The sequence below is a fragment of the Desulfuromonas svalbardensis genome (genome assembly GCF_055389415.1).
The window spans coordinates 3,202,393-3,225,785 of the sequence record NZ_AP042416.1 but is presented as its reverse complement, the minus strand read 5'-3'; the positions used below and the strand labels follow the sequence as shown (position 1 = coordinate 3,225,785).

At 48.0% G+C, this 23,393-nt stretch carries 21 protein-coding genes; 13 read left to right on the top strand and 8 right to left on the bottom strand.

What is annotated here, in order from left to right:
* Nucleotides 1-7: 7 nt before the first annotated feature.
* Complete coding sequence (locus ACZ5KY_RS14395; RefSeq protein ID WP_464244590.1) at nt 8-754, bottom strand: YebC/PmpR family DNA-binding transcriptional regulator; 747 nt, start codon at nt 752-754, stop codon at nt 8-10.
* Between the two features lie 550 nt (nt 755-1,304).
* Complete coding sequence (locus tag ACZ5KY_RS14390; protein ID WP_464244589.1) at nt 1,305-3,596, bottom strand: sigma 54-interacting transcriptional regulator; 2,292 nt, start codon at nt 3,594-3,596, stop codon at nt 1,305-1,307.
* An 827-nt stretch (nt 3,597-4,423) separates the two neighbouring features.
* Between ACZ5KY_RS14390 and ACZ5KY_RS14385 the strand changes: the two genes are divergently transcribed.
* The 6 genes from ACZ5KY_RS14385 (at nt 4,424) to ACZ5KY_RS14360 (ending at nt 13,034) form a co-directional block, all read left to right on the top strand.
* Nucleotides 4,424-6,610 carry a MopE-related protein gene (locus ACZ5KY_RS14385; protein WP_464244588.1) on the top strand — a complete coding sequence of 729 codons (2,187 nt, stop codon included), beginning with the start codon at nt 4,424-4,426 and terminating at the stop codon, nt 6,608-6,610.
* Nucleotides 6,611-6,946: 336 nt separating this feature from the next.
* The gene (locus ACZ5KY_RS14380) at nt 6,947-8,158 is read left to right on the top strand and encodes a hypothetical protein (protein ID WP_464244587.1); all 1,212 of its coding nucleotides are present in this window, start codon (nt 6,947-6,949) and stop codon (nt 8,156-8,158) included.
* Between the two features lie 14 nt (nt 8,159-8,172).
* Nucleotides 8,173-8,994 carry a cytochrome c3 family protein gene (locus ACZ5KY_RS14375; protein WP_464244586.1) on the top strand — a complete coding sequence of 274 codons (822 nt, stop codon included), beginning with the start codon at nt 8,173-8,175 and terminating at the stop codon, nt 8,992-8,994.
* A gap of 493 nt (nt 8,995-9,487) precedes the next feature.
* The gene (locus ACZ5KY_RS14370; protein ID WP_464244585.1) at nt 9,488-11,011 is read left to right on the top strand and encodes a hypothetical protein; all 1,524 of its coding nucleotides are present in this window, start codon (nt 9,488-9,490) and stop codon (nt 11,009-11,011) included.
* A 177-nt stretch (nt 11,012-11,188) separates the two neighbouring features.
* Nucleotides 11,189-12,295, top strand: a complete 1,107-nt coding sequence (locus tag ACZ5KY_RS14365) for a bacteriohemerythrin (RefSeq protein WP_464244584.1) — start codon at nt 11,189-11,191, stop codon at nt 12,293-12,295.
* Nucleotides 12,296-12,356: 61 nt separating this feature from the next.
* Nucleotides 12,357-13,034, top strand: a complete 678-nt coding sequence (locus ACZ5KY_RS14360) for a phosphoribosylanthranilate isomerase (protein ID WP_464244583.1) — start codon at nt 12,357-12,359, stop codon at nt 13,032-13,034.
* A gap of 9 nt (nt 13,035-13,043) precedes the next feature.
* Here ACZ5KY_RS14360 and ACZ5KY_RS14355 read toward each other — a convergent pair whose 3' ends face one another.
* The 3 genes from ACZ5KY_RS14355 to ACZ5KY_RS14345 form a co-directional block, all read right to left on the bottom strand.
* A complete protein-coding gene (locus ACZ5KY_RS14355; protein ID WP_464244582.1) occupies nt 13,044-13,460 on the bottom strand; it encodes a hypothetical protein in 417 nt (138 codons plus the stop codon).
* Nucleotides 13,461-13,780: 320 nt separating this feature from the next.
* Nucleotides 13,781-15,193: an NADPH-dependent glutamate synthase gene (gltA, locus tag ACZ5KY_RS14350; protein ID WP_464244581.1), complete on the bottom strand. Its 1,413-nt coding sequence runs from the start codon at nt 15,191-15,193 to the stop codon at nt 13,781-13,783.
* Nucleotides 15,190-16,047 (bottom strand): sulfide/dihydroorotate dehydrogenase-like FAD/NAD-binding protein, encoded by an 858-nt coding sequence (locus tag ACZ5KY_RS14345; protein WP_464244580.1) that lies wholly within the window; start codon nt 16,045-16,047, stop codon nt 15,190-15,192. Before ACZ5KY_RS14345 ends, gltA begins: the two co-directional genes overlap by 4 nt.
* A 426-nt stretch (nt 16,048-16,473) precedes the next feature.
* Between ACZ5KY_RS14345 and map the strand changes: the two genes are divergently transcribed.
* Entirely contained in the window at nt 16,474-17,277 is an 804-nt protein-coding gene (gene map / locus ACZ5KY_RS14340) for a type I methionyl aminopeptidase (protein ID WP_464244578.1), read from the top strand.
* An 84-nt stretch (nt 17,278-17,361) separates the two neighbouring features.
* Here map and ACZ5KY_RS14335 read toward each other — a convergent pair whose 3' ends face one another.
* Nucleotides 17,362-17,766, bottom strand: coding sequence for a c-type cytochrome (locus tag ACZ5KY_RS14335; RefSeq protein ID WP_464244577.1), 405 nt, complete (start codon nt 17,764-17,766; stop codon nt 17,362-17,364).
* Nucleotides 17,767-17,977: 211 nt separating this feature from the next.
* A complete protein-coding gene (locus tag ACZ5KY_RS14330; RefSeq protein WP_464244576.1) occupies nt 17,978-18,283 on the bottom strand; it encodes a hypothetical protein in 306 nt (101 codons plus the stop codon).
* Nucleotides 18,284-18,488: 205 nt separating this feature from the next.
* Between ACZ5KY_RS14330 and ACZ5KY_RS14325 the strand changes: the two genes are divergently transcribed.
* Entirely contained in the window at nt 18,489-18,998 is a 510-nt protein-coding gene (locus ACZ5KY_RS14325; RefSeq protein ID WP_464244575.1) for a bacteriohemerythrin, read from the top strand.
* Between the two features lie 86 nt (nt 18,999-19,084).
* Nucleotides 19,085-19,300 carry a 4Fe-4S binding protein gene (locus ACZ5KY_RS14320; protein ID WP_464244574.1) on the top strand — a complete coding sequence of 72 codons (216 nt, stop codon included), beginning with the start codon at nt 19,085-19,087 and terminating at the stop codon, nt 19,298-19,300.
* Here ACZ5KY_RS14320 and ACZ5KY_RS14315 read toward each other — a convergent pair.
* Nucleotides 19,219-19,428 carry a hypothetical protein gene (locus ACZ5KY_RS14315; protein ID WP_464244678.1) on the bottom strand — a complete coding sequence of 70 codons (210 nt, stop codon included), beginning with the start codon at nt 19,426-19,428 and terminating at the stop codon, nt 19,219-19,221. The two genes, ACZ5KY_RS14320 and ACZ5KY_RS14315, sit on opposite strands and share 82 nt — an antisense overlap.
* A gap of 82 nt (nt 19,429-19,510) precedes the next feature.
* Here ACZ5KY_RS14315 and ACZ5KY_RS14310 point away from each other — a divergent pair, with 82 nt between their 5' ends.
* From ACZ5KY_RS14310 to ACZ5KY_RS14295, 4 genes are all read left to right on the top strand, one after another.
* Complete coding sequence (locus ACZ5KY_RS14310) at nt 19,511-20,359, top strand: c-type cytochrome (RefSeq protein WP_464244573.1); 849 nt, start codon at nt 19,511-19,513, stop codon at nt 20,357-20,359.
* On the top strand, nt 20,343-21,401 hold the full coding sequence (locus ACZ5KY_RS14305; RefSeq protein WP_464244572.1) for a cytochrome-c peroxidase: 1,059 nt from the start codon (nt 20,343-20,345) through the stop codon (nt 21,399-21,401). The genes ACZ5KY_RS14310 and ACZ5KY_RS14305 overlap by 17 nt, the downstream gene beginning before the upstream one ends.
* A gap of 215 nt (nt 21,402-21,616) precedes the next feature.
* Nucleotides 21,617-21,838, top strand: a complete 222-nt coding sequence (locus ACZ5KY_RS14300; protein WP_464244571.1) for a DUF4492 domain-containing protein — start codon at nt 21,617-21,619, stop codon at nt 21,836-21,838.
* Nucleotides 21,839-21,857: 19 nt separating this feature from the next.
* The gene (locus ACZ5KY_RS14295) at nt 21,858-23,393 is read left to right on the top strand and encodes a cytochrome ubiquinol oxidase subunit I (protein WP_464244570.1); all 1,536 of its coding nucleotides are present in this window, start codon (nt 21,858-21,860) and stop codon (nt 23,391-23,393) included.

The window sequence follows — 23,393 nt, the reverse complement described above, 5'->3', positions numbered from 1 at the left end:
TATGGGGTTAACCCATGAGCTCAGCCATAACCTCATCACTGAAATCGGCATTGGTGTAAACGTTTTGCACGTCGTCGTTGTCTTCGAGTTTCTCCATCAATTTAAGCATTTGATCCGCTTTTGTGATGTCAAGATCAACTTGATTTTGTGGCAGCATAGTGATTTCAGCACTGGTGAACTCTAGTTTGTTTTCAGTCAACGCATCACGCACGGCGATAAAGTCGCCTAGTTCGGTGATCACTTCGTAGCTATCGCCCTCGTCCTTCACATCTTCAGCACCATTTTCGAGAGCAATTTCAAAAATCGTATCAAAGTCCACCTCGTTACCAAAGGAGATAACCCCTTTACGGTCGAATAGGAATGCTACCGAGCCGTCAACGCCGAGGCTACCATTTTGCTTGGTGAAGCAATGGCGAACGTCAGCAACGGTACGGGTACGATTGTCAGTCAAAATTTCGACCAATACCGCAACGCCACCGGGACCGTAGCCCTCCATGGTTCCCTCTTCATAGTTCACGCCATCAAGATCGCCAGTACCTTTTTTGATCGCGCGTTCAATGGTGTCCTTAGGCATGTTGCCGGCCTTAGCCTTGTCAACTGCAGTGCGTAAACGAGGGTTCATGTCAAGGTCGCCGCCGCCAATTTTTGCGGCCACGGTGATCTCTTTAATCATTTTGGTGAAGACTTTGCCCCGTTTTGCATCCTGAGCACCTTTACGGTGTTTGATGTTCGCCCACTTACTATGTCCCGCCATCTGGTTATGCCTCCTTGGTAAAGTAAATATGAGATCAAATTGTACGAACTGTATTGTAGTGAAGTGTTCATTGCTGGGCGCAGTGTTTACTCGGTTACGACCCGCACGAAAAACCCACGAATTGTAACATGAAGGCAAAACCTGCGGCAAGGTCAATGTCTGATTGGGGGCGATGGGGTGTGTTTGGGTCGGGTGGTTTGGTGCCGAGATGGATAAACTTACTGAAAATGGATAAAAAAACGCCGCACTGAGGAGAGAGTCCTGTGCGGCGGATAAATTAGGGAGTTAATTTCTTGAAAGGGGGGTAAGAATGATTGTCTCCCGTGTCATTGTGTAGTGGTATCTCTAGTTAGCATTGTATGTGCCAACTTTGAGTGATATGGGATATTTGAGGTATCGAATACCCTATCTGTTTGAATTTACTGTCCTAATGACGGAAGAATAATTATTTCTCTGTTGCGTTGTTACTCATGTTTTCTCTTTTTCGTGTGTCAGGCTTGGCACAGTAGCACCTTGCTTGTGTCAAAAGTGGCACATCCTCGCGAGCGAATCAGTCCGTGCGGGGGGTCGGCTTAAAGTTTTCCCCTTTAAGGTTGTGCCGTTCTAGTAAGCGGTACAAGCTGCGCCGTGGTAATTGTGCGGCGCGAGCAGCTTCTGAAACATTGCCACCCGCATCGCACAGATAGCTTTTAAGTAGTCCTTTTTCAACTAAGGTGATCTGTTTCTCCAGGGTGTGGCGGAACGACGCTTTAGCGCTATTAGGTTCATCTTGATGCTTGCCAATCAGTTCGGTAAACACCACAGGTAGGTTTTCAAGGTGGATGCAGTTATCCTGTGTCAGAACTGCCGCACGTTCAATAATGTTCTGTAACTCACGAATGTTTCCAGGCCAGCGGTATTGGCGCATGGCTTGAATTGCGCGACTGTCTATCGTGTCGATATTTTTATTCACCCTTTTGCTGGTGCTGCGCAAAAACTGTTCTACCAGCTCATCTAGCGAATCGAGGCGGCTACGTAGCGGAGGCATGGTAATAGAGAACACATTGAGGCGGTAAAATAGGTCCTCGCGAAACCAGCCCTCTTGAACACCTTGCTCAAGGTTTTTATTGGTGGCTGCAATCAGGCGTACGTCAACCTGTTTGGTGCTGTTGCCACCGACAGGGCGAATCTCACCGCTGTCGAGAACTCGCAGTAGCTCTGCCTGTAGTTTTGGGGTGATGTCGCCAATTTCGTCTAAAAAGATGGTGCCGCCATTCGCAGCCTCGAACAGGCCCTTTTTGTCGGTCAGAGCGCCCGTAAATGAACCCTTGGTATGGCCGAACAGTTCACTCTCCATCAAGCTGTCAGTGAGGGTGGTGCAGTTGAGCGTTACCAGTGTTTTATCGGTGCGTTGACTCATTTTGTGAATTCCGCGGGCAGTAAGTTCCTTGCCTGTGCCACTCTCGCCACGGATTAAAACCGTCGTCGGTGTTGGGCCAACTTGGCGAATCAGGTTGAGAACCTCGATGGTGTGGACATCCTTACCAACAATAGCCAGTTCGCCAAACTCGTGAGATAAAGCATGTTTGGCCAGCTCGTATTTTTGTGACAAAATTACGCGGTCCTCTTCATGTCTTTTGAGCGCATAGGGTAAACACATTTCGGTGTCAGCAAGGCCTTGATGCACCGCAATCGCGAGTTCGCGGCAGGTGTCGTAACCGCAGGCACCACAGTCCAGCTCATTCTCTTGGGCATCTTTATTGATGTGGTGCAGAATCTTTCGAATGCTGTCACCGCTTGGCAGGTCTAAGCGCTTGTGTTTGTTGCGAAATGTGCGTTCAAAACTAATTTCAGGAAATTCATCTGTATAGCAGTCGGCGGTATTGTATTGAATGTCGTCATTCTCGTAATGTTTGTGGATCAATGTGCGCTTAGCAAACGTGGTCAGGCGATTATTACGTCCAGGGCCACCGATGCAGCCACCGTTACAAAAACGGATGTCCACCAAGCGGGCAGTGATTCGTCCCGCAGCAAGGTCACGAATAATCTCCAGAGAGTTCTCCTCCCCTTCGGCGGAAACAAAACGCGGCTGGAAAAAACTGTCTTGAATATTAAATACTTGGAATGGCCCACCTGTCACAGGGAACAAGCTTCCCTTGGTGGGCTTGAGTCCGTCAAAAGGGGTGTTTCCTAAACGGGTGAGATCAATGCGCTGCTGGTGAAACATTTGGCTCAGCTCTTTGTAGGTTAGGACGGCATCAATGACTCCGCTAACCTGTTCGGCAGCAATCTCAAACTTGCCCGCAATGCATGAACTGATATAGACCACCCTCGCCGAATCGCCATGAATTTTCTTCAAATAACGACCAATCGCCACCATTGGTGACACTGTTGGCATTAGGTTTTTTAACATCTGCGGGTAGTGGCGCTCAATCAGGTCAACAATGGTGGGGCAGTGGGTGGTGATCAGCGGTTTATCCGAAGGCTGTGAAACGAGATTGTTGTAGGCGGGGGCGATCATCTCCACCCCTATAGAGCCTTCGTGGACCTCGTTAAAGCCCAGCCGTTTGAGGCCGCTAACCAGCTGACCAGAGGTGATATCGTGGAAAAAAGCGGGAAACGAACAGCCCAGCACGGCAATGGTTTTTTGTGGCGCCGCGAGCAGTTGGCGGGTTTCCTCGCTACTGTCCTCAATCACTTTGGCTTTTTGGGTACACACCGCAATGCACTTGCCGCAACCAATGCAGCGTGTGTGGATCACCTCTGCATAGTGTTTCTTAACTTTAATCGCCTTAACGGGGCAATTTCGCACACAGGCGTAACACTTACGGCATCGTTCTTTTACGGTCTTAATTGGCCCCATCAACAGCTCTCCTTCAAATGTTTTTTTGCAGTGTGCCATTGTTGGCACAGGGTGTCAAGGGGCACTGCCTTTCGTGTTTTTATGGCAAAAATAGCCAACGCTCAAGAGGCGGAAAATCGTCTTGCAAGTCTCATGATCAAGGCTTATTTGTGCAAAGTTTATTCGCTAGAGATGTGTCTGGAAGAGTAGTTTAAAAAATGACGCAGTTTCAGACACTTAAGGAATTAATTTTAATGTATTACACCGGTGTCCAGTCGCGAAAAAAACGCCATATGACCCTATTCGGTCAGCTATATTGCGTGCTGCAATTAGGCATTCTTGGCAGCCAAAAGGTTATCTGGCGCCAATACTCATAACCAAGTTGTTGTAATGATTATGGGATAAACAGTCCCACTGTTCCGGTCAATCAAGATGGTATATCCCTTGCCATATACTCTCTGAGTCTTGAGATGTCACTATTCACAGGTAGGTGTAATTATCCCGATGACTAACATGGATGACAGCGTGGAATTACGATAGGAAAGGAGCGTATTTATTCTCAGTTCGTATCCAGCCGTCCATTTTTATGCAGAATAGACTCACTCTGCTTCCTAGCAGCATGTCGGACTTGACGGGCCGTAGCGAGGAATAGACTGTTTGAGTTCAGATTTTCGAGAATTTGAGAGCGAATAGCTGGTCTATTTGTCGAAAGTTGTCGGGAATATGGGCCAAATCAGGCTATTTCGCAGTAGGTCCATGTGAAGTCCGATAGGCTGCTAACAATGAATTTTTGGTCAATATCCTGAAACAGCATTGCTAACTGAGAAACAATGCTTTGTGGAGAAAACATGAATCGAACGATAAAGTTATGCATATCAACAGCAGTACTCATTGCCCTATGTGGTTCACCATCGTTACTGTTGGCTGGTCGCAGTCGGGTTAAGGTAAGCTTCAACCCTGATCCCGTCACCCTCGGTAGCCACGTTGACGTTACGGCAACTGGCATCGGTTTTTCAGATGAGTTGAGTTTCGCCACCATTATCATCAAAAATGCCAGCGGCGAAACTCTGGTCGACAGTGACACCATGTTTCAGCAAGGTGACACAACGTTTACCTATCGCTATGATGTTCCCAGTGATGAGATGGCGGGGCGCTGGCAGCTAAAATGTAAGCTCTACACCAGTGATAGCGATACCACGAAAAAGATTAATATGGTCGTCGAACAGAGTGACGATCCAACTTCGCCGCCAACGGAATGCCCAGATAACGACAACGATGGTTACACCGATGCTGCCTGTGGCGGTAGCGATTGCAACGACAATAATTTCTTTATCAATCCCGGCGCCTCTGATGTCTGTGGCGATGGCATAGATCAAGATTGTTCTGGTGCCGATCTCAGTTGTCCAACTGAACCACCGAACCCAACCGGAACCCATCAAGACATCAGCTCTTATGATGGCCCTGCAACCTGTGTCGCCTGCCATGCCGATGCGGCAAATTCAATGCTCAATAGCCTGCATATGAAGTGGTCTGGACCAACACCTGATCTGAGTAATACCAACGGTGAAGAATTAGGCAAGGCGGTCGCTGGCATCAATACCTTCTGTACTTACGCCATGTCTTCTGGTGGTGCCTGCTTTGGCTGTCATGTACGTGCCGATGGTAACGCTCCGCATGCCCCTGATGTTAACGATGTCGACTGTTTGATGTGCCATAGCGACACCTATCAACGTAAAACCGTTGCCGACCCGAGCAACACCGAAACCGTGGTTGATATTCTTGGTCAACAAAAGACCTATCAATTTGGTGCTCAGGATGCAGAGGGCAATTACCTCAACGAGCCTAACTTTGCCGCCATGCCCGAAGGCACGACGATGGTCGAGTTAGCTCGCAATGTTCACCTGCCAACTAAAAAATCGTGTTTGCGTTGTCACGCTAAAGCCGGTGGTGGCGATTGGACCAAACGTGGTGATATCGGTCTCAGTACTGCCAATCCTGCCTATGACGAAGACATTCATATGTCGAATCAGGGGGCGGATCTCGCCTGCGCCGACTGCCACTTCAGGGACGGCGACCATCTTGTCGGTGGCCGTGGTATCGATCTGCGTACCACTGAAGGGTCAACGCCCAATTGCCAAGATTGTCACGATGCCGCGCCGCACAGCGATGCTACCATTAATCGCCATGCGCTAGGCCAACTGAGCTGTCAGGTTTGCCATGTCCGTACCTTCGCTAAAGGCGGAGCAACAGAGATGTCGCGCGACTGGTTGGCTCCACACTGGAATCCCGCCTTCTGTAACGGTCAAGGTGGTTGGGTCGGTCACGAAGTTAAGCGTGCCAATGTTAGCCCCGACTACACATGGTTCGATGGCACCTCGTATGTCTACAATCTAGGTGAGCAGATCAGCCCTGAAGCCAATGGCTTCTATGCTATGGCTAAGGCCAAAGGTAGTGCTTTTGATGGCTTGTCGCAGATTGTGCCGATCAAGCGCCATTTTACCAATACCGCGCTGCATGAAAGTGGTCAGATTGTTGGGCCAAAAATTATGCGTATGTTTATGACGGGTGATTTTGATCAGGCGGTTCAGGCCGGGATGCAGGATCAAGGACTTGTCGGCAACTACGTGATGGTTGATGCCTATGCTGAAATGCTGATCACCCACGGCGTTGATCCGAAGGAAAACGCTCCGAGTTGTAGTGAATGCCACGACGGTAGTGGCCAGACGGCTGATGGCACCAAGATGTTGCCGTTTACAGAGCTGGGTTACCATCAGTTCCCGAGCACCAACCTCTGCTCCCTCTGTCACAGCAGTAAAAACATGAACTGGCAGTCGATGCATGGTAAGCATGTCGACGATAAGCAAATCGATTGTGCTTCGTGCCATGGCACGCCACCAACAGGGCTTACTGCCAGTCGCACGGTACTCTGTTCCAGTTGTCATGAATACGAATCGGAGTCTGACCTTCAAGTTGTGCATAAAAAGCACCTAGAGAAAAAGGTCGATTGCTCAACGTGTCACACCTACTCGTTATAGCGTGTGAGCTTTAAAAAGGCCCCGCAGAGGATCACTTCTGCGGGGCCTTTTTCTTAATCGGCAACCTGTGCATTCTGTTGAACCACCTGATCCTGTTGCTGAATGGGGGTTGAAATGCATAAATGCTCTGAAATCGTCCGATACCAATACTCTGGGTGATTTTCCAGCTCCTGATCACACCCACAGCTTTGCCTGATTATACCTATATTCTCCCTCTCAACCCTTTTCTCGCTACCATCTTAGGGTTTTCGCCAATCAAATTCAGGGAATCCCCGATATTCATAATCCTGAACCAGTGCAAAGATATCGCCGTTATTAATTTATTGTGGAGGCAATATGAGAACACGGCATGGAATGTGGTTTTGTGTAGCAGCGTTGCTACTCACTTGGATGAACGTCCCGGCACACGCACTTTCAGTATCAGGACGCTCAAGTACAGAAATTGAATGGTTTGACAACGCCGACGAGGAGACGGCGGTGCCTTTTTACCAATACTTGCTCCTCAATGTGAACAACATCGATGACAACGGTCTCACGTTTCGTGGTTATGGCCGCGCTGCCGATGATCTTGCCAGCGAAGAAGATGTCGACAGTCGCCTGTATTACGCCTTTTTAGAGAAAAAAGGGCTATGGGATGCTGTGGATGTGCGCTTAGGACGACAGTTTATATCAACTAGCGCTGGAGCCTCGATTATGGATGGCCTCCATCTGACCTATCACGGTCTCGGTCCCTTTGATGTCACCCTGTTCGGTGGTGGCGATGTGGCCTACTACGAAGGCTACAATGCTGAAGACTTGATCGATGGCATCGAGTTAAGCGGCACCTTTTTCGATGGGCTGCAACTGGGCGTCTCCTACCTGCAAAAATGGGACGAAAGCGAACTGGCCAACGAACTGATCGGTCTCGATCTTGACTATGACCTGAACCAGATGCTGCACCTGTACAGCGAAACCCAGTTCGACTACCTGTCTAACTCGGTCAGTTATTTCCTTGGTGGCATGCGCTATCACCAAAATGCCAACTGGTCGTTACGAGGCGAATATCTCTACTCGCTGCCGGTATTTTCATCGACGTCGATCTACTCGGTCTTTGCCGTCAACGAATATCAAGAGATCTTCGTCGAAGCGGATTACCGTCTTGGCCATGGCCTGCGTAGTTTTATCAACTATACCCGTGAGATCTATCAAGAAGATACTGATGCCGATGTCATTGAGGCGGGAATTGAAAAGATTCGCACCGGTCGCTATTCCGGCTATCTATCCGGTATCTGGCGTAGTGATCCCGATGGTCAGGATCTGGCAGGCTTTAAGATCTACGGCTCTGCCGTCATCTGCCGCTACTTCCAATGTGGCGCCGGTCTCAATCTCGATGTTTTAGAGCGCTACATCGATGACAATGAAGATGATACCACCAGTTCCCGGGCTTGGGTCGATGGTACTGTCACCATCAGTCGCACCATTAATGTTCAAGCGAAGCTTGAGCGTGTAGAAAGCGATCTGTGGGATGAATATTACCGTGGCCGCGTTCGCCTCAACGTCCGCTTCTAGGAGGGAATTACACTATGAATCGATTGACCCTATTATTACTTGTCGGCTTGACATTCTTTACCTTCTCCACCGTCAATGCCGAGCAGTTTAACCACGGCGAGCATCTTAGCTATCTCGATGGCGAACCGTGCCTGACCTGTCATGTCGCCGATGCCGAGAGCATCCGCCCTGACACCGCCATCTGCCTTGAATGTCATGAATCAGATCTGATTGACGATGTTACCTTTGCCGGCCTGACCAGTCACGATACCAACTGGGCACTAAGTCACCGCACTGCAGCCAAAGGCTCCGCCGTGAATTGCGCTGCCTGCCATCAGCAGAGCGACTGTCTTGAATGCCACAGCGCCGGTTTTGCCGACGAAATGGGCTCACCAAGCAACAGTCTCACCAATGTTCACCGCAGTGACTTCTCTGTCACTCACCCCATTGAGGCGCGCACCAATCCACAACGTTGTGCCAGTTGTCACGAAAACCGCTTCTGTGTTGAATGTCATGACTCGTTCAACTCAGCGGATCTTGCTCTTAAATCGCACCGGCGCACCTTTAGTGATCTTTCTGGCAACACCATTGCTCACGAAAATTTCGATGACAGCCAGTGTCAGACCTGCCATACTGATTCGGTGCTGCCGAGTCATGAATGGTCGAACAGCCATGCTCGCGAGGCGCGTAAAAATTTAGCTACTTGCCAAGCCTGTCATCCCGAAGGACAGAACTGCCTCAAGTGTCACAGTGCCATCAGTGGGCTCGGCATCAATCCCCATCCGAAAGATTGGAACGATATGGATGGTCGTTACTATCGTGCCAGCAACGGTCGCACCTGTCGCCAGTGCCATTAGTTTAACGACACTCAACACCTGATTCCCAAAGCCCACCCGTAACGGTGGGCTTTTTTTGTTAATGGGGTGATCCTTATCTGTCAGACGTCGAACACGATCAATAAACGTTTGCCTTCTCGGCAGAATAGCGCCTTGAACAGGTTTTCAATTCTGCCTAGACCTCTCATCTCACCGCTTCAAATACGGAGCTATTTGTTCCATTTAATTACTTTAGGTCACACCGAAAATCTCTTTGTTTATTAAAGGTTTATGTGCCTAATTGGCGCATATTCATTCTGGTTAAAAATAAGGTTTTACCGCAACCAATATCGGGATATCCCCGATATCTCTTTTTTTCACACGGAGTAAATTGGTTGTTCGTGACCAATTTAGGTACCAAACTATTTGCCGACCCGCAGAACGACCACCGGAGAGAATTTCCTCATCCGACACGGAGTTTCTGCTCCTCTCATACAAGAGAGACTTTGCACCATCCACGTAAGAAGGAGGTAACATGCGTAGTTCAATTGTCCGGACACTCCAGCTCGCACTGATTGTCCTGCTGACCCTGGCCCTTGTCGCCTGTGGTTCAAGTAAAGGTTCTAGTGGTACCGATTCAAGCGGTGCCATTGAACAACCGACCGATAGTGCTGAAGAAAACAAAACCTGTCTGGCCTGCCACGCCAGCCAAACCGCTCTAGATTCAAAATTAGGCGTCGACCGTGATGATCCTGTTGATCGTGACATCCTAACCTCGCTCAGAGATCTTGCCACAGCCATTGAGTGGGGCGAAGCAGAAGAAAGTGCCATGACGGCTGATGATCATGCATTGCTCGAAAGCCTCAATGCTTTGGCTGCTATTGAAAACACCGCCAACGGTCTACTCGTTGAAGCAGAAGTGATGGGCACCCACGGCAAACTCGCCTGTGTTGAATGTCACACCGACAGCGACGAAACAATCAACGATTGGCACCAAGCTATCGTGACCAACCCCACTGCTGACGGTGGTGATGTCTGCGCCAGCTGCCACGGCACTAAGATGGTTGAAAATTTTAAGGCATCCATTCACTTTACCCTCAGCGGTATTGCTAACGGGGCTTGTAAGCGTCTGAAACCACTGACTGATGTTGATCCAAAATCAGCACAGCTGGCGTTTGACGCCTATTTCACTGCGCCAGATACCGGTTGTATGGCCTGCCATGCTACCTGTGGTTCTTGCCACGTCTCTAGTCCACTGATTCAAGATAGTGATGCTGGCGGGCTGATGGAAAATCACCGCTTCGTTGCTGAGCCGTCCTCAGAAGAGACCTGTATGAAGTGTCACTGGGAAAATGGCGAAGGCTGGGAGATGAGCGATGCCCATCCTGTAAAGTTCGGCATGGAGTGTACCAATTGCCACACCGCAATTGAAGAAGTTCACGGCCGTAATACTGAGGACATGACAATCGGTCCCCTCTACTACAAGGGCCCCACCACCACCGAGAGGGGTCCAGTTGAGGCATCGTTAACGACAGTACTTCAGACTTCTTGTGAGGATTGCCATACAACGCCACATGCTGGTGTTACAGGTGGTGCTGTGCTCGACCTCAACCATATGGATTCACTTGACTGTTTTGCTTGTCACACTCAGCCATACTACAACTGCGTTGGCTGCCATGCTGTTTCAGGTGAGCCCGAAGACATGATCGAATATGTCAAGCTTGGTTTGACCGTTAAAGGCAAAACTGACAGCAAGCTTGGTCTGTTGACCCATATTGGTACCGCAACTGTGCTTGAAGGTTATGCAATCCCTGTTGATAATTCTGATCCCGACTGGAAATCAGCTTGGGCTGCTTCTTCAGCGATGCACCTCATCGCCAGAAAACCTTTGATCAACGAAACCGCTAAAGAGAGCAAATCTATGTGTGACAACTGTCACAGTGTTGAAGGTGCTGATACCTTCCTCAAGGAAGCTGACGTTGTTAATCCCGGTGTTGATAATCCTATTGACGACCTGAACTGGGTTGTTCCTGCAGATCGGTTGCCAGCAGTACATTAAGTCGCAACGTACTTGTACCAATTCCCCCCTTCCATTACTGGAAGGGGGGATTTTTTTTAAGCGGTTCACCGACAACGGTTGATAAAGATTAAGAAAACAGAGATTTACTCTCAAAATCTTATGGTAAATAATGCTCAAATACAGATAATTGCCTGAATTTCAATGAAAGAGATGACTATGGACGTTTTTCAGTGGGATAAGAGCTTCGAAACGGGCTTGAACGAAGTAGATAAGCAACACTATCACTTGTTTAGCATCATAAATGATTTTGGTGCCTTAATTGCTCAAGATAAAGTGGTTTTTGCCGATCTCGAAACAATATTCAATGAACTCGTTTCTTATACCCAATACCATTTTTCTGAAGAAGAAAACCTCATGGCAACCACGGGGGTAGATAAACGGCATATCAAATATCATGTGGCAGAACATCATGGCTTTTTACACGATGTGTTAGATCTTCATCAAGAGATGGCATCGGGTGATCAGGACGCCTCAGAACATTTGTTGAATTTTTTGATGAGCTGGCTTGTTTACCATATTCTCGGTTCCGATATGAGCTTGGCGCGGCAAAGTAATGCAGTAGCTAGCGGTAAGTCGGGCGCTGAAGCGTATGATTCTGAAGGGCAAGAGGGGAATCTGGGGACCAATTTATTACTGAAATCGTTGAATAATCTTTTTCATCAGGTGTCAGAGCGAAATAATGATCTGCGAGATTTAAATCGCCACTTGGAGGATAAAGTGGCGGCGAGAACTCAGGAATTAGTGGCGGCGAATTGTCGTTTGCAAGAACTGGCATTAACCGATGCTCTGACAGGATTAGCCAATCGGCGCCAAGCGATACACTTCTTGGGGAAATTGTGGCAGGAGTCAGAAAATAACGCAACACCACTGTCTTGCGCGATGATTGATGCCGATGGGTTTAAGCAGATCAATGATAACTATGGTCACGATGCCGGTGACTTAATGTTGCAGCTATTAGCAAAAGAATTGAGCAATACGGTGAGAACTGATGATCTGGTCTGTCGTCTCGGCGGCGATGAATTTTTGATTATCTGCCCCGCAACGGATCAACAGGGGGTGTTGTGTATTGCCAACCAGATTCATGCAAAGATCGCAGCTCTTACCGTCAAATCTGGTGATGGCGAATGGTGCGGTAGCATCAGTGTCGGCGTTGCCACAAAAAACGGTGCCATGAAACAGCCCGAAGAGTTGATTAAACTGGCTGACCGTGGTGTCTATGCCGCCAAGGAGGCGGGGCGCAACTGCGTGAAAAGGGTCGATTGATTTAAACAGTGAGCCAATATCACACGGTTGTTCTTCCCGTTTGTTCTGAGAGAGATTGTAAATGGAAAACATGATTCAGGTTGCTGGAATATCCAGCTTGGCAGAAGCGGAGATGATTATATCGTGTGGGGCAACCCATATTGGCTTTCCGTTGAGGTTGGATTACCATAAAGAAGATGTGTCAGAGTTCGAGGCGGCAAAAATAATAAATTGTGTCGCTGGGCGGTGTCAAAACGTGTTGATCACTTATTTGAATCAGGCTGACGAAATTGTTGAACTGTCACAACAATTAAATGTGGGGGTCGTTCAACTTCACGCTGCAATCGACATTGCTGAACTTAAGGCACTCAAACAAAAACTCCCCAATTTGAAAATCATTAAGAGCTTAATTGTTGGAATGGGTAGTGAAGAGCTTCTGCTGAACACTGTTACTGAGTATTCAGCTTACGTTGATTATTTTATCACCGATACTTTTGACCCTAATACTGGAGCCACTGGGGCAACGGGAAAAGTTCATGATTGGCAGGTTAGTAAGAGAATTGTTGAGTTGTCTCCGAAACCTGTAATTTTAGCGGGTGGCTTAAATGCTGACAATGTGCGCGAAGCTATTATGGTCGTCAAGCCAGCTGGGGTTGATACACATACTGGAGTTGAACTTGCTGATGGCAGTAAGGATCAAAGATTAGTGCAACGGTTTATCGACGAAGCACTGGTCGGTTTCTCAGCGCTAATCCATTAAATGGTCACGTTAAACCGTGAGCCAGTAGTTTGCCCACAGTTGATTGCCTACCTCACGGCTTGATTCAGCCGGTGTTTGACACTGGCAACCCTGCTGCTGTTCAAGGGTGCTTTGGTTCGGAATCAACGCTAAGCATTGGCACGGCCGCTCGCTAACGGTTAAGCGGCAACCGTCAACGGTAAGAAACCCACAGCCTGACATCAATGACAACGGTGCTGGGATGGGTACCCCTGACAGCCCCCACATCACCATCCCCATTTGTGGTAATTGTTTGCTTAATTGCTCAACATTTAAATGATCCCCTGAAAAAAATAGATCAAAAAAACGTTGTGGGTCAATCCAAATCCCGGGGCTACCCTGACAGCAGCGCCCGCCACACCTCTTGCACAGTAATAAGTTCAGCTCCGTACTTTGTTCATAAACCATAAATATAAAAACTCGCAATCGGCGTTCTGGGCTAAATTCGTATGTGACCCCTTTGGATACGGTCAGTATGGATAAGCTCGCCACCATGGCACACTTTGTTTAGTTTTGTTGGAATGATTACTGGTTTGAGAGGGAAATAACGGTTTTGAGTGGCACTTCGACATCGGATGTAGGGTGATGCCGAGCAAGTTTGAACGGTCAGCCTAGCTGTTATGATCTAGTGTGAGGCGGAACAATTGCACGGTGATTGAAAAGAGGGGAGGTTGTTGATGAATGCAACAACCTCCCTTCGGAGTATGGTGTGGGAAGGGGGGGGGCGGTTATTGTGCGGCGAGGTAACGGTGGATCGCCGCCGCCGATTGCTTGCCATCGCCCATAGCCAGTATCACTGTCGAACCGCCGCGGGTAATATCCCCACCCGCGTAGACGCCGGAAATACTTGTCGCGCCAACGGCATCGGCAACGATATTACCCCAGTCGTTGAGCTGTAAATCGGGGGCGGTGGCGGTTAACAACGGGTTGGCGCGGGTACCCAAGGCGTTGACAACGATGTCGGCTTCCAGCAGCTCTTCAGCGCCTTCAATGGCGATTGGACGCTGACGTCCCGAGGCATCGGCTTCACCTAGTTTCATCTTTTGGCAGCGCAATCCAGTCACCCAACCATCTTCGCTCCCTTGCACCGCTAGCGGTGAAGTCAACATCACAAACTCAACTCCTTCGTCTTTGGCGTGATGAACTTCTTCGATCCGAGCCGGCATCTGCTCCTCTTTGCGGCGATAGACAATCATCGCCCGTTCGGCACCTAGGCGACGGGCAGTACGAACACAGTCCATGGCCGTGTTGCCCGCGCCAACCACCGCAACCCGTTTGCCTTTCAGTACCGGAGTGGAGCAATGTTCGCTCTGTCCTGCACCCATTAAGTTGATACGGGTTAAATATTCGTTGGCGGCATACACCCCTTTAAGGCTTTCACCGGGGATGTTCATCATCGCTGGTAGGCCCGCGCCATTACTGATAAATACCGCATCAAATTGCTCCTTGAGCTGGGCGATGGTCAGGGTTTTGCCGATGATGACATTGCACTCGATCTCCACCCCCATCTGTTGTAGCCGTGCCACTTCGATATCGATAATCTCTTTCGGCAGACGGAACTGAGGAATACCGTAGCGCAATACGCCACCAGTATCATGTAACGCCTCGAAGATGGTCACTGCGTGACCCGCTTTAGCCAGCTCTCCCGCTGCCGTCAGACCACAGGGCCCACAACCGACCACCGCCACTTTTTTACCGCTAGCAGGGGCCAATACCACTGGATTGAGCTGGTCGGCATGGCTCATCGCCCAATCGGCAACAAAGCGTTCCAAATAGCCGATAGCTACCGACTGACCCTTGACGCCGTGAACACACTTGGCTTCGCATTGGCTCTCCTGTGGGCACACGCGACCACAGACGGCGGGCAATGCATTATCGTGCTGGAGAATCTGCGCTGAACGCACCAGATTCCCCTCGGCCAGAGCGGTAATAAACTCAGGGATCGATACCTGCACCGGGCAGCCCTGAACACAGATCCGATTCTTACAGTTGAGACATCGCTGTGCCTCTTGCATCGCCTGCTCTTCGCTCAACCCTAGGTTAACTTCAGAAAAATTACGACTGCGCTGCTCAGCATCTTGCTCTGGCATTAGCACCCGATGAATCGCCAATCGTTCTTTATTGGACATGGCTTTGGTCATCGTCCGTTCTCCTTAACACACAGCGCGTCATTGAGTTGTTCATCGAGTCGGCAAATTTTCTCTTGCTCGCGGTACATGGTCAAGCGATCCATCAGGCTGGTGAAATCCACCTGATGAGCATCAAATTCGGGGCCATCAACGCAAGCGAACTTGACCTCACCGCCTACCTGAACTCGGCAACCACCACACATGCCCGTGCCATCGATCATAATCGGATTGAGACTCACCAGAGTTTTAATGCCATACGGGCGAGTCAGCTCGCTAATAGCGCGCATCATCGGCACAGGGCCAACAGCAAACACCGCTTCGGGGCAACGCTCTGGGTTATCTAGTAAGGTTTGTAGAGCGGTAGTGACAAAGCCTTTTTGGCCAAAACTGCCATCATCAGTGGTGATTTGAACCTCAGTGGAAAACTCGGCCAATTCATCCGCCAAAATAATATACGGCTTCGAGCGGCCACCGATAATTGTGGTGACCTCGTTACCAAGGTCGGCCAACGCCTTGGCCATTGGGAACAATACCGCCGTACCAACTCCGCCGCCAATACACGCCACACGACCCCATTTTTCAATATCAGTGGCCATCCCGAGCGGGCCAGCCACATCGCGCAAAAACTCCCCCGGTTGGCGGCTGACGATTTTTTGAGTGCCCGCACCCATAGCCTGAATAAACAGGGTAATCGTTCCCGCCTCGTTATCGGCATCACCGATGGTCAACGGAATTCGTTCCTCCCCTTGTTCACTGCGGATCATCACAAATTGACCCGCCTTACGCGCTGCGGCAATACGCGGTGCACGCACCGTCATGCGGTGTAAATTAGGGGCCAGTGTCTCGTTACTTAGAACCTCAAACATCGTCACTCCTACCCGTATACGGGACAGTTAAAGTGTATACAAAACAGTTACTTATAGATTTTACCAACGGCGGGAATAAAGGTCAAACGTATACGTTGCCGAGTTGGTTGTTAGAACTATTTTTTATCTTTAACTTAAGTAGAATCATTCTGATTCTTAGGTCATGTAGGCAGGTTGGGGGCTAAAAAAGGAATTTGGTTGTCTGTCAGCGCATTTGGCGAGTTTTCAAAACCACGCTTGAATGATCAATTCTTTCGCATGAGGTGTAGTGCTTTTATGTGTACCAATCAACGACTCAAAATTATTGATATCCTCTTGGCATGAGCGTAATCTGGTGTGCTGCGGTGTCGATGACATGATGGCACCTTAAGATACGAATAGAGGGTACACACATGGTTGCCCTAGGAGGATTAAGAGGTGGAAAAAATGATTAAAACTGCACAGGAATTGGATGGTATGCGTCGCGCTGGTGGATTTAATGGTGAATTGATGGACTATCTGCGCCCCTATGTCAAGCCAGGGATCAGTACCGAAGAGCTTAACACTCTGGCCCACGATTATACCATCCAAAATGGCCACATTCCAGCCTGTCTTGGCTATCATGGTTTTCCAAAATCACTCTGTACATCGATCAATAATGTTGTTTGTCATGGTATTCCGTCGGCGACCGAAGTTCTTAAGGATGGCGATATCGTTAACGTCGACTTGACCACTATTGTCGATGGCTTTTACGGCGATTCATCGGAGACATTTCTGATCGGTTCCGTCAGCAGTCAGGCACGTAAATTGGTGGCGGTGACAGCACGGGCACTGGTGATGGCGATTGAAGGAGTGATGCCGGGAATGCTGTTGTCGACGATTGGTGATATCATCCAGCCTTTTGTCCAATCCTATGGTTATTCAGTGGTGCGAGAATATACTGGCCACGGTATTGGCAAGGGATTTCACGAACACTTTTCTGTGCTTCATCACCGTACCAGTGAGTGCGCTCAGGTGGTTCTCCGTCCGGGGATGACGTTTACGATTGAGCCGATGATCAACATGGGCAAATATGCTGTGGTGACGGACAAGAAGGACAAATGGACCGTGCGTACAAAAGATAAATCCCTTTCGGCCCAGTTTGAACATACGATTGCGGTGACTGAAACGGGGCTTGAAGTCCTGACTCTAACTCCATCGCAGAGGTTGTCTGGTCAGATTCTCAATGTGGTTGGTATGGAGAAATATTAGCGTTATATCTCGCCCCTGAACTCAATGACAACGGTGTTGAGTTTTGTATTTACTGCGCCTCAGTTGGACTCTGCTGTTTAACCGTTACTTTTTCAAATACAGCACATAAGCCGTCAACGCTTTGAGTTGTTGCTCGGTGAATATTGCAGCAAAAGAGGGCATGCCACCTGAGCGTCCGTTACGCAGTGTTGTCAAAATATCCGCTTTTCTGTGGCCGTAGGTGAACTCTGTTCGTTGTAGAGATGGCCCGCTGCGTGTGCCAAGACCATTGCCTTGACGACCATGACACGAAATACAGCGTGAGTTGAAGAGTTCACGACCTTGGCGCGTTAATTCCTGCTGTGCTAGTGCTTCGGCAGTGACTGCTTGACGTGGTGTGCCTTGATCTTGATTGCAGCTAGTGAGCAAGCACAGGGCGAGGAGGGCGGCTGAAGTGGTCAGAATGATAGTCTGAGTGCAGTTTCTTCGTTGTCGTGGTGTCGTTCGCATCACTTAGTCTCCACAATAGAGCGCCTGTATTGCAGGCGCCGTAGGTTGATAATTAAGTATGCTGTCAAGTGTAACAGAGTTAACGAATCATGTAAGAAATCAGCGGATCAATAATCAATGGTTATCCGATGAATTTTAGTAGTAAAAATGTGACAATACAAGTTTTGCCACTGTGTCGGCAGTATCCCGTTGGGTTTTCCCATAGCGGGAGCTATTCGATGTGTTCTTTAGCCGTTTGCAGTGCAAGTTGCTTGTTTCGAGTAAACAGCCGCCACTTCATTTGGTTAGAATGGATACCCGCCTTTTTATCCTGACCTCGACAGTAATACCAACGGGCAAAGCGCTCAACGGTTGAGTACTGATGGTTTTTGTCACACAATATTCCGCATGGATCAATCTCAATAAAATGAACGATTTCGTCCGGGTCTTCATCGTAGGTCATTTCCGATGATATTTCGAGCTGCGAAAAGTCTACCTTGTCGGCCTCCATGATATCTAACCACGCTGAAATATACATAGTTTCCTTTCTCTTCGGCATCTACATAATCGGGTTAGCCGATCATTGTCTAGCACAGTATTTGATACTGAACAGGGTTGATTAATAGCTACCTTGACTTTTTCGGACGTCCAGATATGATAATCAAATCTTTATTATATTCTTACTAGAATATGGCTTAAGTGTGTATTTTCGCATTGAGTAAATTGTACGATCAGGGGGGGGGATGATGTCAGCTGATTTAAGCCCACAACGTGTCATTGTTGAATGGCGAGAAGAGTACAATACTGGTATTGATGAAATTGATCGCCAACACCAGCATCTTTTTTCTCTCGTGAAATATCTGGGAATTGAAACTATTGACGAAACGTTGGATGAGTTAACAGATTTTGTGTTTACTCACATTGCGACCGAGCAAAAACTGATGGTAGAAAGCAATTATCCGGAATTAGATCACCATCGTCAGGTCCATGATCGCTTTGTTCTAACCGTAGCTGAAGGTTTATCTAGTGATCAAGCCTGGGATGATGACCGTATTAACAAGCTACGCAAATTTCTTAACGTATGGCTGAGCGAACATATTTTGGTCGACGATCAAACCTTTGCTTGCTGGTATGAAAATTATAAGAAAAGCCTCAAAGGGCAAAAAAATACAGCTCAAAGCGTTCGCCGACAAGGTTGGGTTTCGCGCATTGTTAAAAACTGTTGGTTCGTCCGTTATTTTGGTAATGACTGAAATTTGTCTGCTAGAGCGATAGTGGATTATACCTTGTCAATAGTGTCCCTTTTTTGCCCAAATTGCATTGCAAAAAATATAAAAAGGTGATTGATAAGAAAGGACGCCAGAACAACAGTCGTAGAAAATTTCTGATTCAAACTCCGCTTGTTACTCTTGGTTTGCTCGCATACGCGAATGGGTGTTCCTCCGCACTCGCGCCGCAAACAGGAGGTTTCCGTTACGTAATTGATTCTGATGTCTGTATTGTCTGTGGTTCTTGTGCCGATAGCTGCCCAATGGAAGCTATTGTCGAGAGCTGAGCGATTGGGTTGACAAAAATAGTGTACTGACGCAACAGCGTCATGACCTTTTTTGCCAGCTTTTTGCTGTGCAGAGTAATCGCTTTGCCCTGTGTCGTAGCGGTGCTTTTTTTGCGTGGGTTAAACATCCGTGGTCATCATTGACGGGGCGGCAAGCAGCGCGTAGACTAACAGATGAGTCAAATCTTATTTGTCTACAGGGGGACGGTTATGGTTGGTGTTGTGCAAAACCGCAGTGTTTATCTTGTTGTGGTCGTACTTGCTTTGGCTAGTACCTTGCTCTTTGTTGGCCATTCTGCCGCCGGCTCCCTTCCATTTATCCCCCCCGATGAAAATACGATTCCCCAAGACCAATCAGGCGATCTTATCCGTCTTGGTCGTCAATTTGTCACCCATACTCCACAACAACTTCCACAATATGCTGGTAATTCATTGCGATGCAGCAATTGTCACCTAAAAGCCGGTACTGTGGCCTTTTCTGGCCCTTGGGTTGGTGTAACGACCCGTTACCCGCGCTTTAGTCGTCGATCAAGTAGTGAGGTTGATTTAGCTCAAAGGATTCAAGGTTGTTTTATGCGCAGCCTGAATGGTAAGGCTCCAGCCACAGATAGCCCTGAAATGGTTGCGATACTCGCTTATATGGAGTGGTTGTCGGTTGGGGTAAAAGATGGCAAGCAGCTTTATGGGATTGGGATGCCACGCTTGGCACAAACCCCGCAGCCGAATCGGCAGCAGGGGGCGAAAATTTTTCAACAACGTTGTTCTGTGTGTCATGGAGAAAAAGGGCAGGGGCGCTTAACCCAGTTGCCGCAGCGCTATCCTTATGGTTTTCCTCCCTTGTGGGGCGAAGGTAGTTTTAACGTTGCCGCTGGTATGGCGCGCCTGCATAAGGCTGCCGCTTTCATTCAGCGCAATATGCCATTTTCTGCGGGGGGAACGTTGTCAATTCAGCAGGCGTACGATGTTGCGGACTTTATCATCCATCAACCTCGACCAGACTTTACTGCTAAGCAGTATGATTGGGAACAAGGAGGCAAGCCAGATGATGCACGCTACTAAATGTATATTTGCCCTAGTGACCATGTTGTTGGCCTTTAGTCTGAGCGCAAGCGCTGAACCGGTTGAACAGACCTTGATGGCAAGAGCGCAGCAAGTTTTTGATCCGATCCCTGAAAGTGTCCCGCCGCCCGAGGGTGATTTTTATTTTGAAGAGAAGGTCGAACTAGGGTTGCGATTATTCTTTGATCCTCGCTTGTCGCAAGACCGTAACGTCAGCTGCCATAGTTGTCACAATATCTCTCTTGGTGGAGCTGATGGTCTGCCTGCATCCATTGGCCATGGCGGCCGCACTGGCTTGCGTAATTCGCCGACGGTTTTCAATAGTGTCTTTCAGATCGCTCAATTTTGGGATGGCCGCGCACGGACGCTCTTTGAACAGGCTGCAGGGCCAATGACGGGCGAGCTTGAAATGGCAACGAGTGACCCTCTTGTATGTCATTTGTTATCGACAGTTCCGGGCTATGTCGAGTTGTTTGAAAATGCTTTTCCTGATCGTGACAATCCTTTGTGCTTTACTACCATACGAGAAGCCATCGCAGCATTTGAATCAACGTTAATTACTCCAAATGCCCCCTTTGATCTGTTCTTAAAGGGTAATTCTGTAAGTATCACCGCCGATCAAAAGAAAGGTCTAGGCTTGTTTTTTGACACCGGTTGTTCAAGTTGTCATATGGGACTTACTGTTGGTGGTAATGGTTATTACAAATTTGGTGTAAAGAAGGCTCCTGCTGCAAAGCATCGTCCCTCAAATGATCATGGCCGGCGGGCGATCATCAATACCGTTCAAGAAGATTATGTTTTTAAGTCGGCATCATTACGCAATGTTGTCTTGACGGCTCCTTATTTCCACTCTGGTTCGGCATGGTTACTGACCGAGGCCATTACGGTTATGGCCGATACTCAACTCGATAAAGCGCTTACGCCTGAGCAGCAGCGTCTCATCGCAGACTTTCTGCAAAGCCTGACAGGGCAACAGCCGCAGATTATTCTGCCACCGTTGCCAGTTCTTGGCCCTATCTCACCACAACTGAATGAAAAATAGCGGTATTTTACTCTTGTTTAGATGGGAGTGGTTATTGTTACTGTTAAACAAATCAACCATTTAGCAAATATGACAAAATTGGTAGTAATTTGATTGACAAATTTTACTTTACTTGTAAGATAGGGCAAGTTTTATCGTAATCGAGTGGCTAAATGTCACTTCATTACTCATGTTTACGGCACGTTTGATCAATTCCCCGTATCGGAGAATGAAGAATGGTTTCAGCTCAGTCTATATTTCGCTTTTATGTCGATGGTTTTCGTTCGATGCGTTTAGGTAAGACGCTGTGGAAAATCATCATTTTAAAGTTGATGGTATTTTTCCTTTTGCTAAATATCTTCTTCCCTAATTATCTTGAAACTCATTTTGAAACCGACCAGCAGCGTGCTGATCATGTTTTGAATAACATTGCTACTCTCCCGGCTACGGGACGATAACGCTCAAAGGAGGTTGTCTGTGCTAGAACAACTTGATCTGTCACAAGTGAACTGGGCGAGGGCACAATTTGCTCTCACTGCCATGTACCATTGGATTTTTGTCCCTCTGACTCTTGGGCTCTCTTTCCTGTTGGCATTTTTTGAAACCATCTATTACAAAACTGGTAACGAAAAATGGAAAACAATTACAAAATTTTGGATGAAACTCTTTGGTATTAACTTTGCCATCGGTGTCGCAACAGGCATCATTCTTGAGTTTCAGTTCGGCACCAACTGGTCAAACTACTCATGGATGGTTGGCGATATCTTCGGAGCACCGTTGGCCGCCGAAGGACTCTTTGCTTTTTTCCTCGAGACGACCTTTTTTGCGGTGATGTTCTTTGGCTGGAACCGTGTGTCAAAGCGTTTTCACCTTCTGTCCACGTGGTTGGTTGCTATAGGTTCAAGCTTCTCAGCGTTATGGATCTTGGTTGCCAATGGTTGGATGCAGCACCCTGTTGGTATGGCGTTTAATCCCGATAGTGCCCGTTTTGAGATGGAAAACTTCTGGGAGATTTTGTTCTCACCAGTCGGTATTAGTCATTTTGTTCATACGACGAGTTCTTCATTTTTGGTTGGCTGCTTATTTATTGTTACGATTAGTAGCTGGTATCTACTTAAAAATCGCCATGTTGATATGGCGAAAAAAAGTCTTGCTGTGGCGGCAACATTTGGCATCATTGCTTCAGCTTTTGTTGGCTTCACTGGTGATGAGTCTGCTTACACTGCGGCTCAAGTTCAACCAATGAAATTGGCGGCAATGGAAGGTCTATGGGACGGTGAAGTCAATGCCGACCTTGTTATGCTTGGCATTGTTAATCCAGCTAAAAAAGCGGGCGACGATAAAGATGCCTTCCAACTTGAGATCAAAGTTCCTTATCTGCTGTCATTATTGGCTAACCGTGAGTTGAATAGTTTCGTTCCGGGGGTCAATGATTTGGTTTACGGTAACGCAGAGCACGGTATTGTTGGTGCCGATGAAAAAATGGTGATAGGCAAGAAGGCTATACACCAGCTCGCCCTCTACAAGAAAGCAAAAGAACAAGGGGACCAAGCTGCGGCAGATATTGCTTTGGTTGAATTCAATAAGAATCAGCAATATCTAGGCTATGGTTACTTAAGTAAACCAGAAGATATTGTACCAACAGTTCCTTTGGTATTCTATAGCTTCCACATTATGGTTGTTATGGGATCGTTGTTTCCTGTGCTGTTTCTGGCCATTTTATTCTTCTTATATAAAGATAATTTACAACAACAAAAATGGTTTTTACGTCTGAGCTGTTTCGGTTTCCTATTTTCTTGGATCGCTTCTGAAGCGGGTTGGGTTGTGGCAGAAGTAGGCCGACAACCGTGGGCTATTCAAGGATTGTTGCCTGTTTCGATTGCACGAACAAACTTAACTACCACGACGGTTCAAATGACATTTTTCATGTTTTTGGCTGTCTTTACACTGTTGCTTATTGCTGAAATCCGGATCATGCTCAAACAGATCCAAATTGGGCCGGAGGGAGAATAA

Excerpts from the sequence above, each read along its gene's own strand:
- ACZ5KY_RS14395 (WP_464244590.1), bottom strand. The coding sequence starts at position 754 with ATGGCGGGACATAGTAAGTGGGCGAACATCAAACACCGTAAAGGTGCT.
- ACZ5KY_RS14390 (WP_464244589.1), bottom strand. The coding sequence starts at position 3,596 with ATGGGGCCAATTAAGACCGTAAAAGAACGATGCCGTAAGTGTTACGCC.
- ACZ5KY_RS14385 (WP_464244588.1), top strand. The coding sequence starts at position 4,424 with ATGAATCGAACGATAAAGTTATGCATATCAACAGCAGTACTCATTGCC.
- ACZ5KY_RS14380 (WP_464244587.1), top strand. The coding sequence starts at position 6,947 with ATGAGAACACGGCATGGAATGTGGTTTTGTGTAGCAGCGTTGCTACTC.
- ACZ5KY_RS14375 (WP_464244586.1), top strand. The coding sequence starts at position 8,173 with ATGAATCGATTGACCCTATTATTACTTGTCGGCTTGACATTCTTTACC.
- ACZ5KY_RS14370 (WP_464244585.1), top strand. The coding sequence starts at position 9,488 with ATGCGTAGTTCAATTGTCCGGACACTCCAGCTCGCACTGATTGTCCTG.
- ACZ5KY_RS14365 (WP_464244584.1), top strand. The coding sequence starts at position 11,189 with ATGGACGTTTTTCAGTGGGATAAGAGCTTCGAAACGGGCTTGAACGAA.
- ACZ5KY_RS14360 (WP_464244583.1), top strand. The coding sequence starts at position 12,357 with ATGGAAAACATGATTCAGGTTGCTGGAATATCCAGCTTGGCAGAAGCG.
- ACZ5KY_RS14355 (WP_464244582.1), bottom strand. The coding sequence starts at position 13,460 with ATGGTTTATGAACAAAGTACGGAGCTGAACTTATTACTGTGCAAGAGG.
- gltA (WP_464244581.1), bottom strand. The coding sequence starts at position 15,193 with ATGACCAAAGCCATGTCCAATAAAGAACGATTGGCGATTCATCGGGTG.
- ACZ5KY_RS14345 (WP_464244580.1), bottom strand. The coding sequence starts at position 16,047 with ATGTTTGAGGTTCTAAGTAACGAGACACTGGCCCCTAATTTACACCGC.
- map (WP_464244578.1), top strand. The coding sequence starts at position 16,474 with ATGATTAAAACTGCACAGGAATTGGATGGTATGCGTCGCGCTGGTGGA.
- ACZ5KY_RS14335 (WP_464244577.1), bottom strand. The coding sequence starts at position 17,766 with ATGCGAACGACACCACGACAACGAAGAAACTGCACTCAGACTATCATT.
- ACZ5KY_RS14330 (WP_464244576.1), bottom strand. The coding sequence starts at position 18,283 with ATGTATATTTCAGCGTGGTTAGATATCATGGAGGCCGACAAGGTAGAC.
- ACZ5KY_RS14325 (WP_464244575.1), top strand. The coding sequence starts at position 18,489 with ATGATGTCAGCTGATTTAAGCCCACAACGTGTCATTGTTGAATGGCGA.
- ACZ5KY_RS14315 (WP_464244678.1), bottom strand. The coding sequence starts at position 19,428 with ATGTTTAACCCACGCAAAAAAAGCACCGCTACGACACAGGGCAAAGCG.
- ACZ5KY_RS14310 (WP_464244573.1), top strand. The coding sequence starts at position 19,511 with ATGGTTGGTGTTGTGCAAAACCGCAGTGTTTATCTTGTTGTGGTCGTA.
- ACZ5KY_RS14305 (WP_464244572.1), top strand. The coding sequence starts at position 20,343 with ATGATGCACGCTACTAAATGTATATTTGCCCTAGTGACCATGTTGTTG.
- ACZ5KY_RS14300 (WP_464244571.1), top strand. The coding sequence starts at position 21,617 with ATGGTTTCAGCTCAGTCTATATTTCGCTTTTATGTCGATGGTTTTCGT.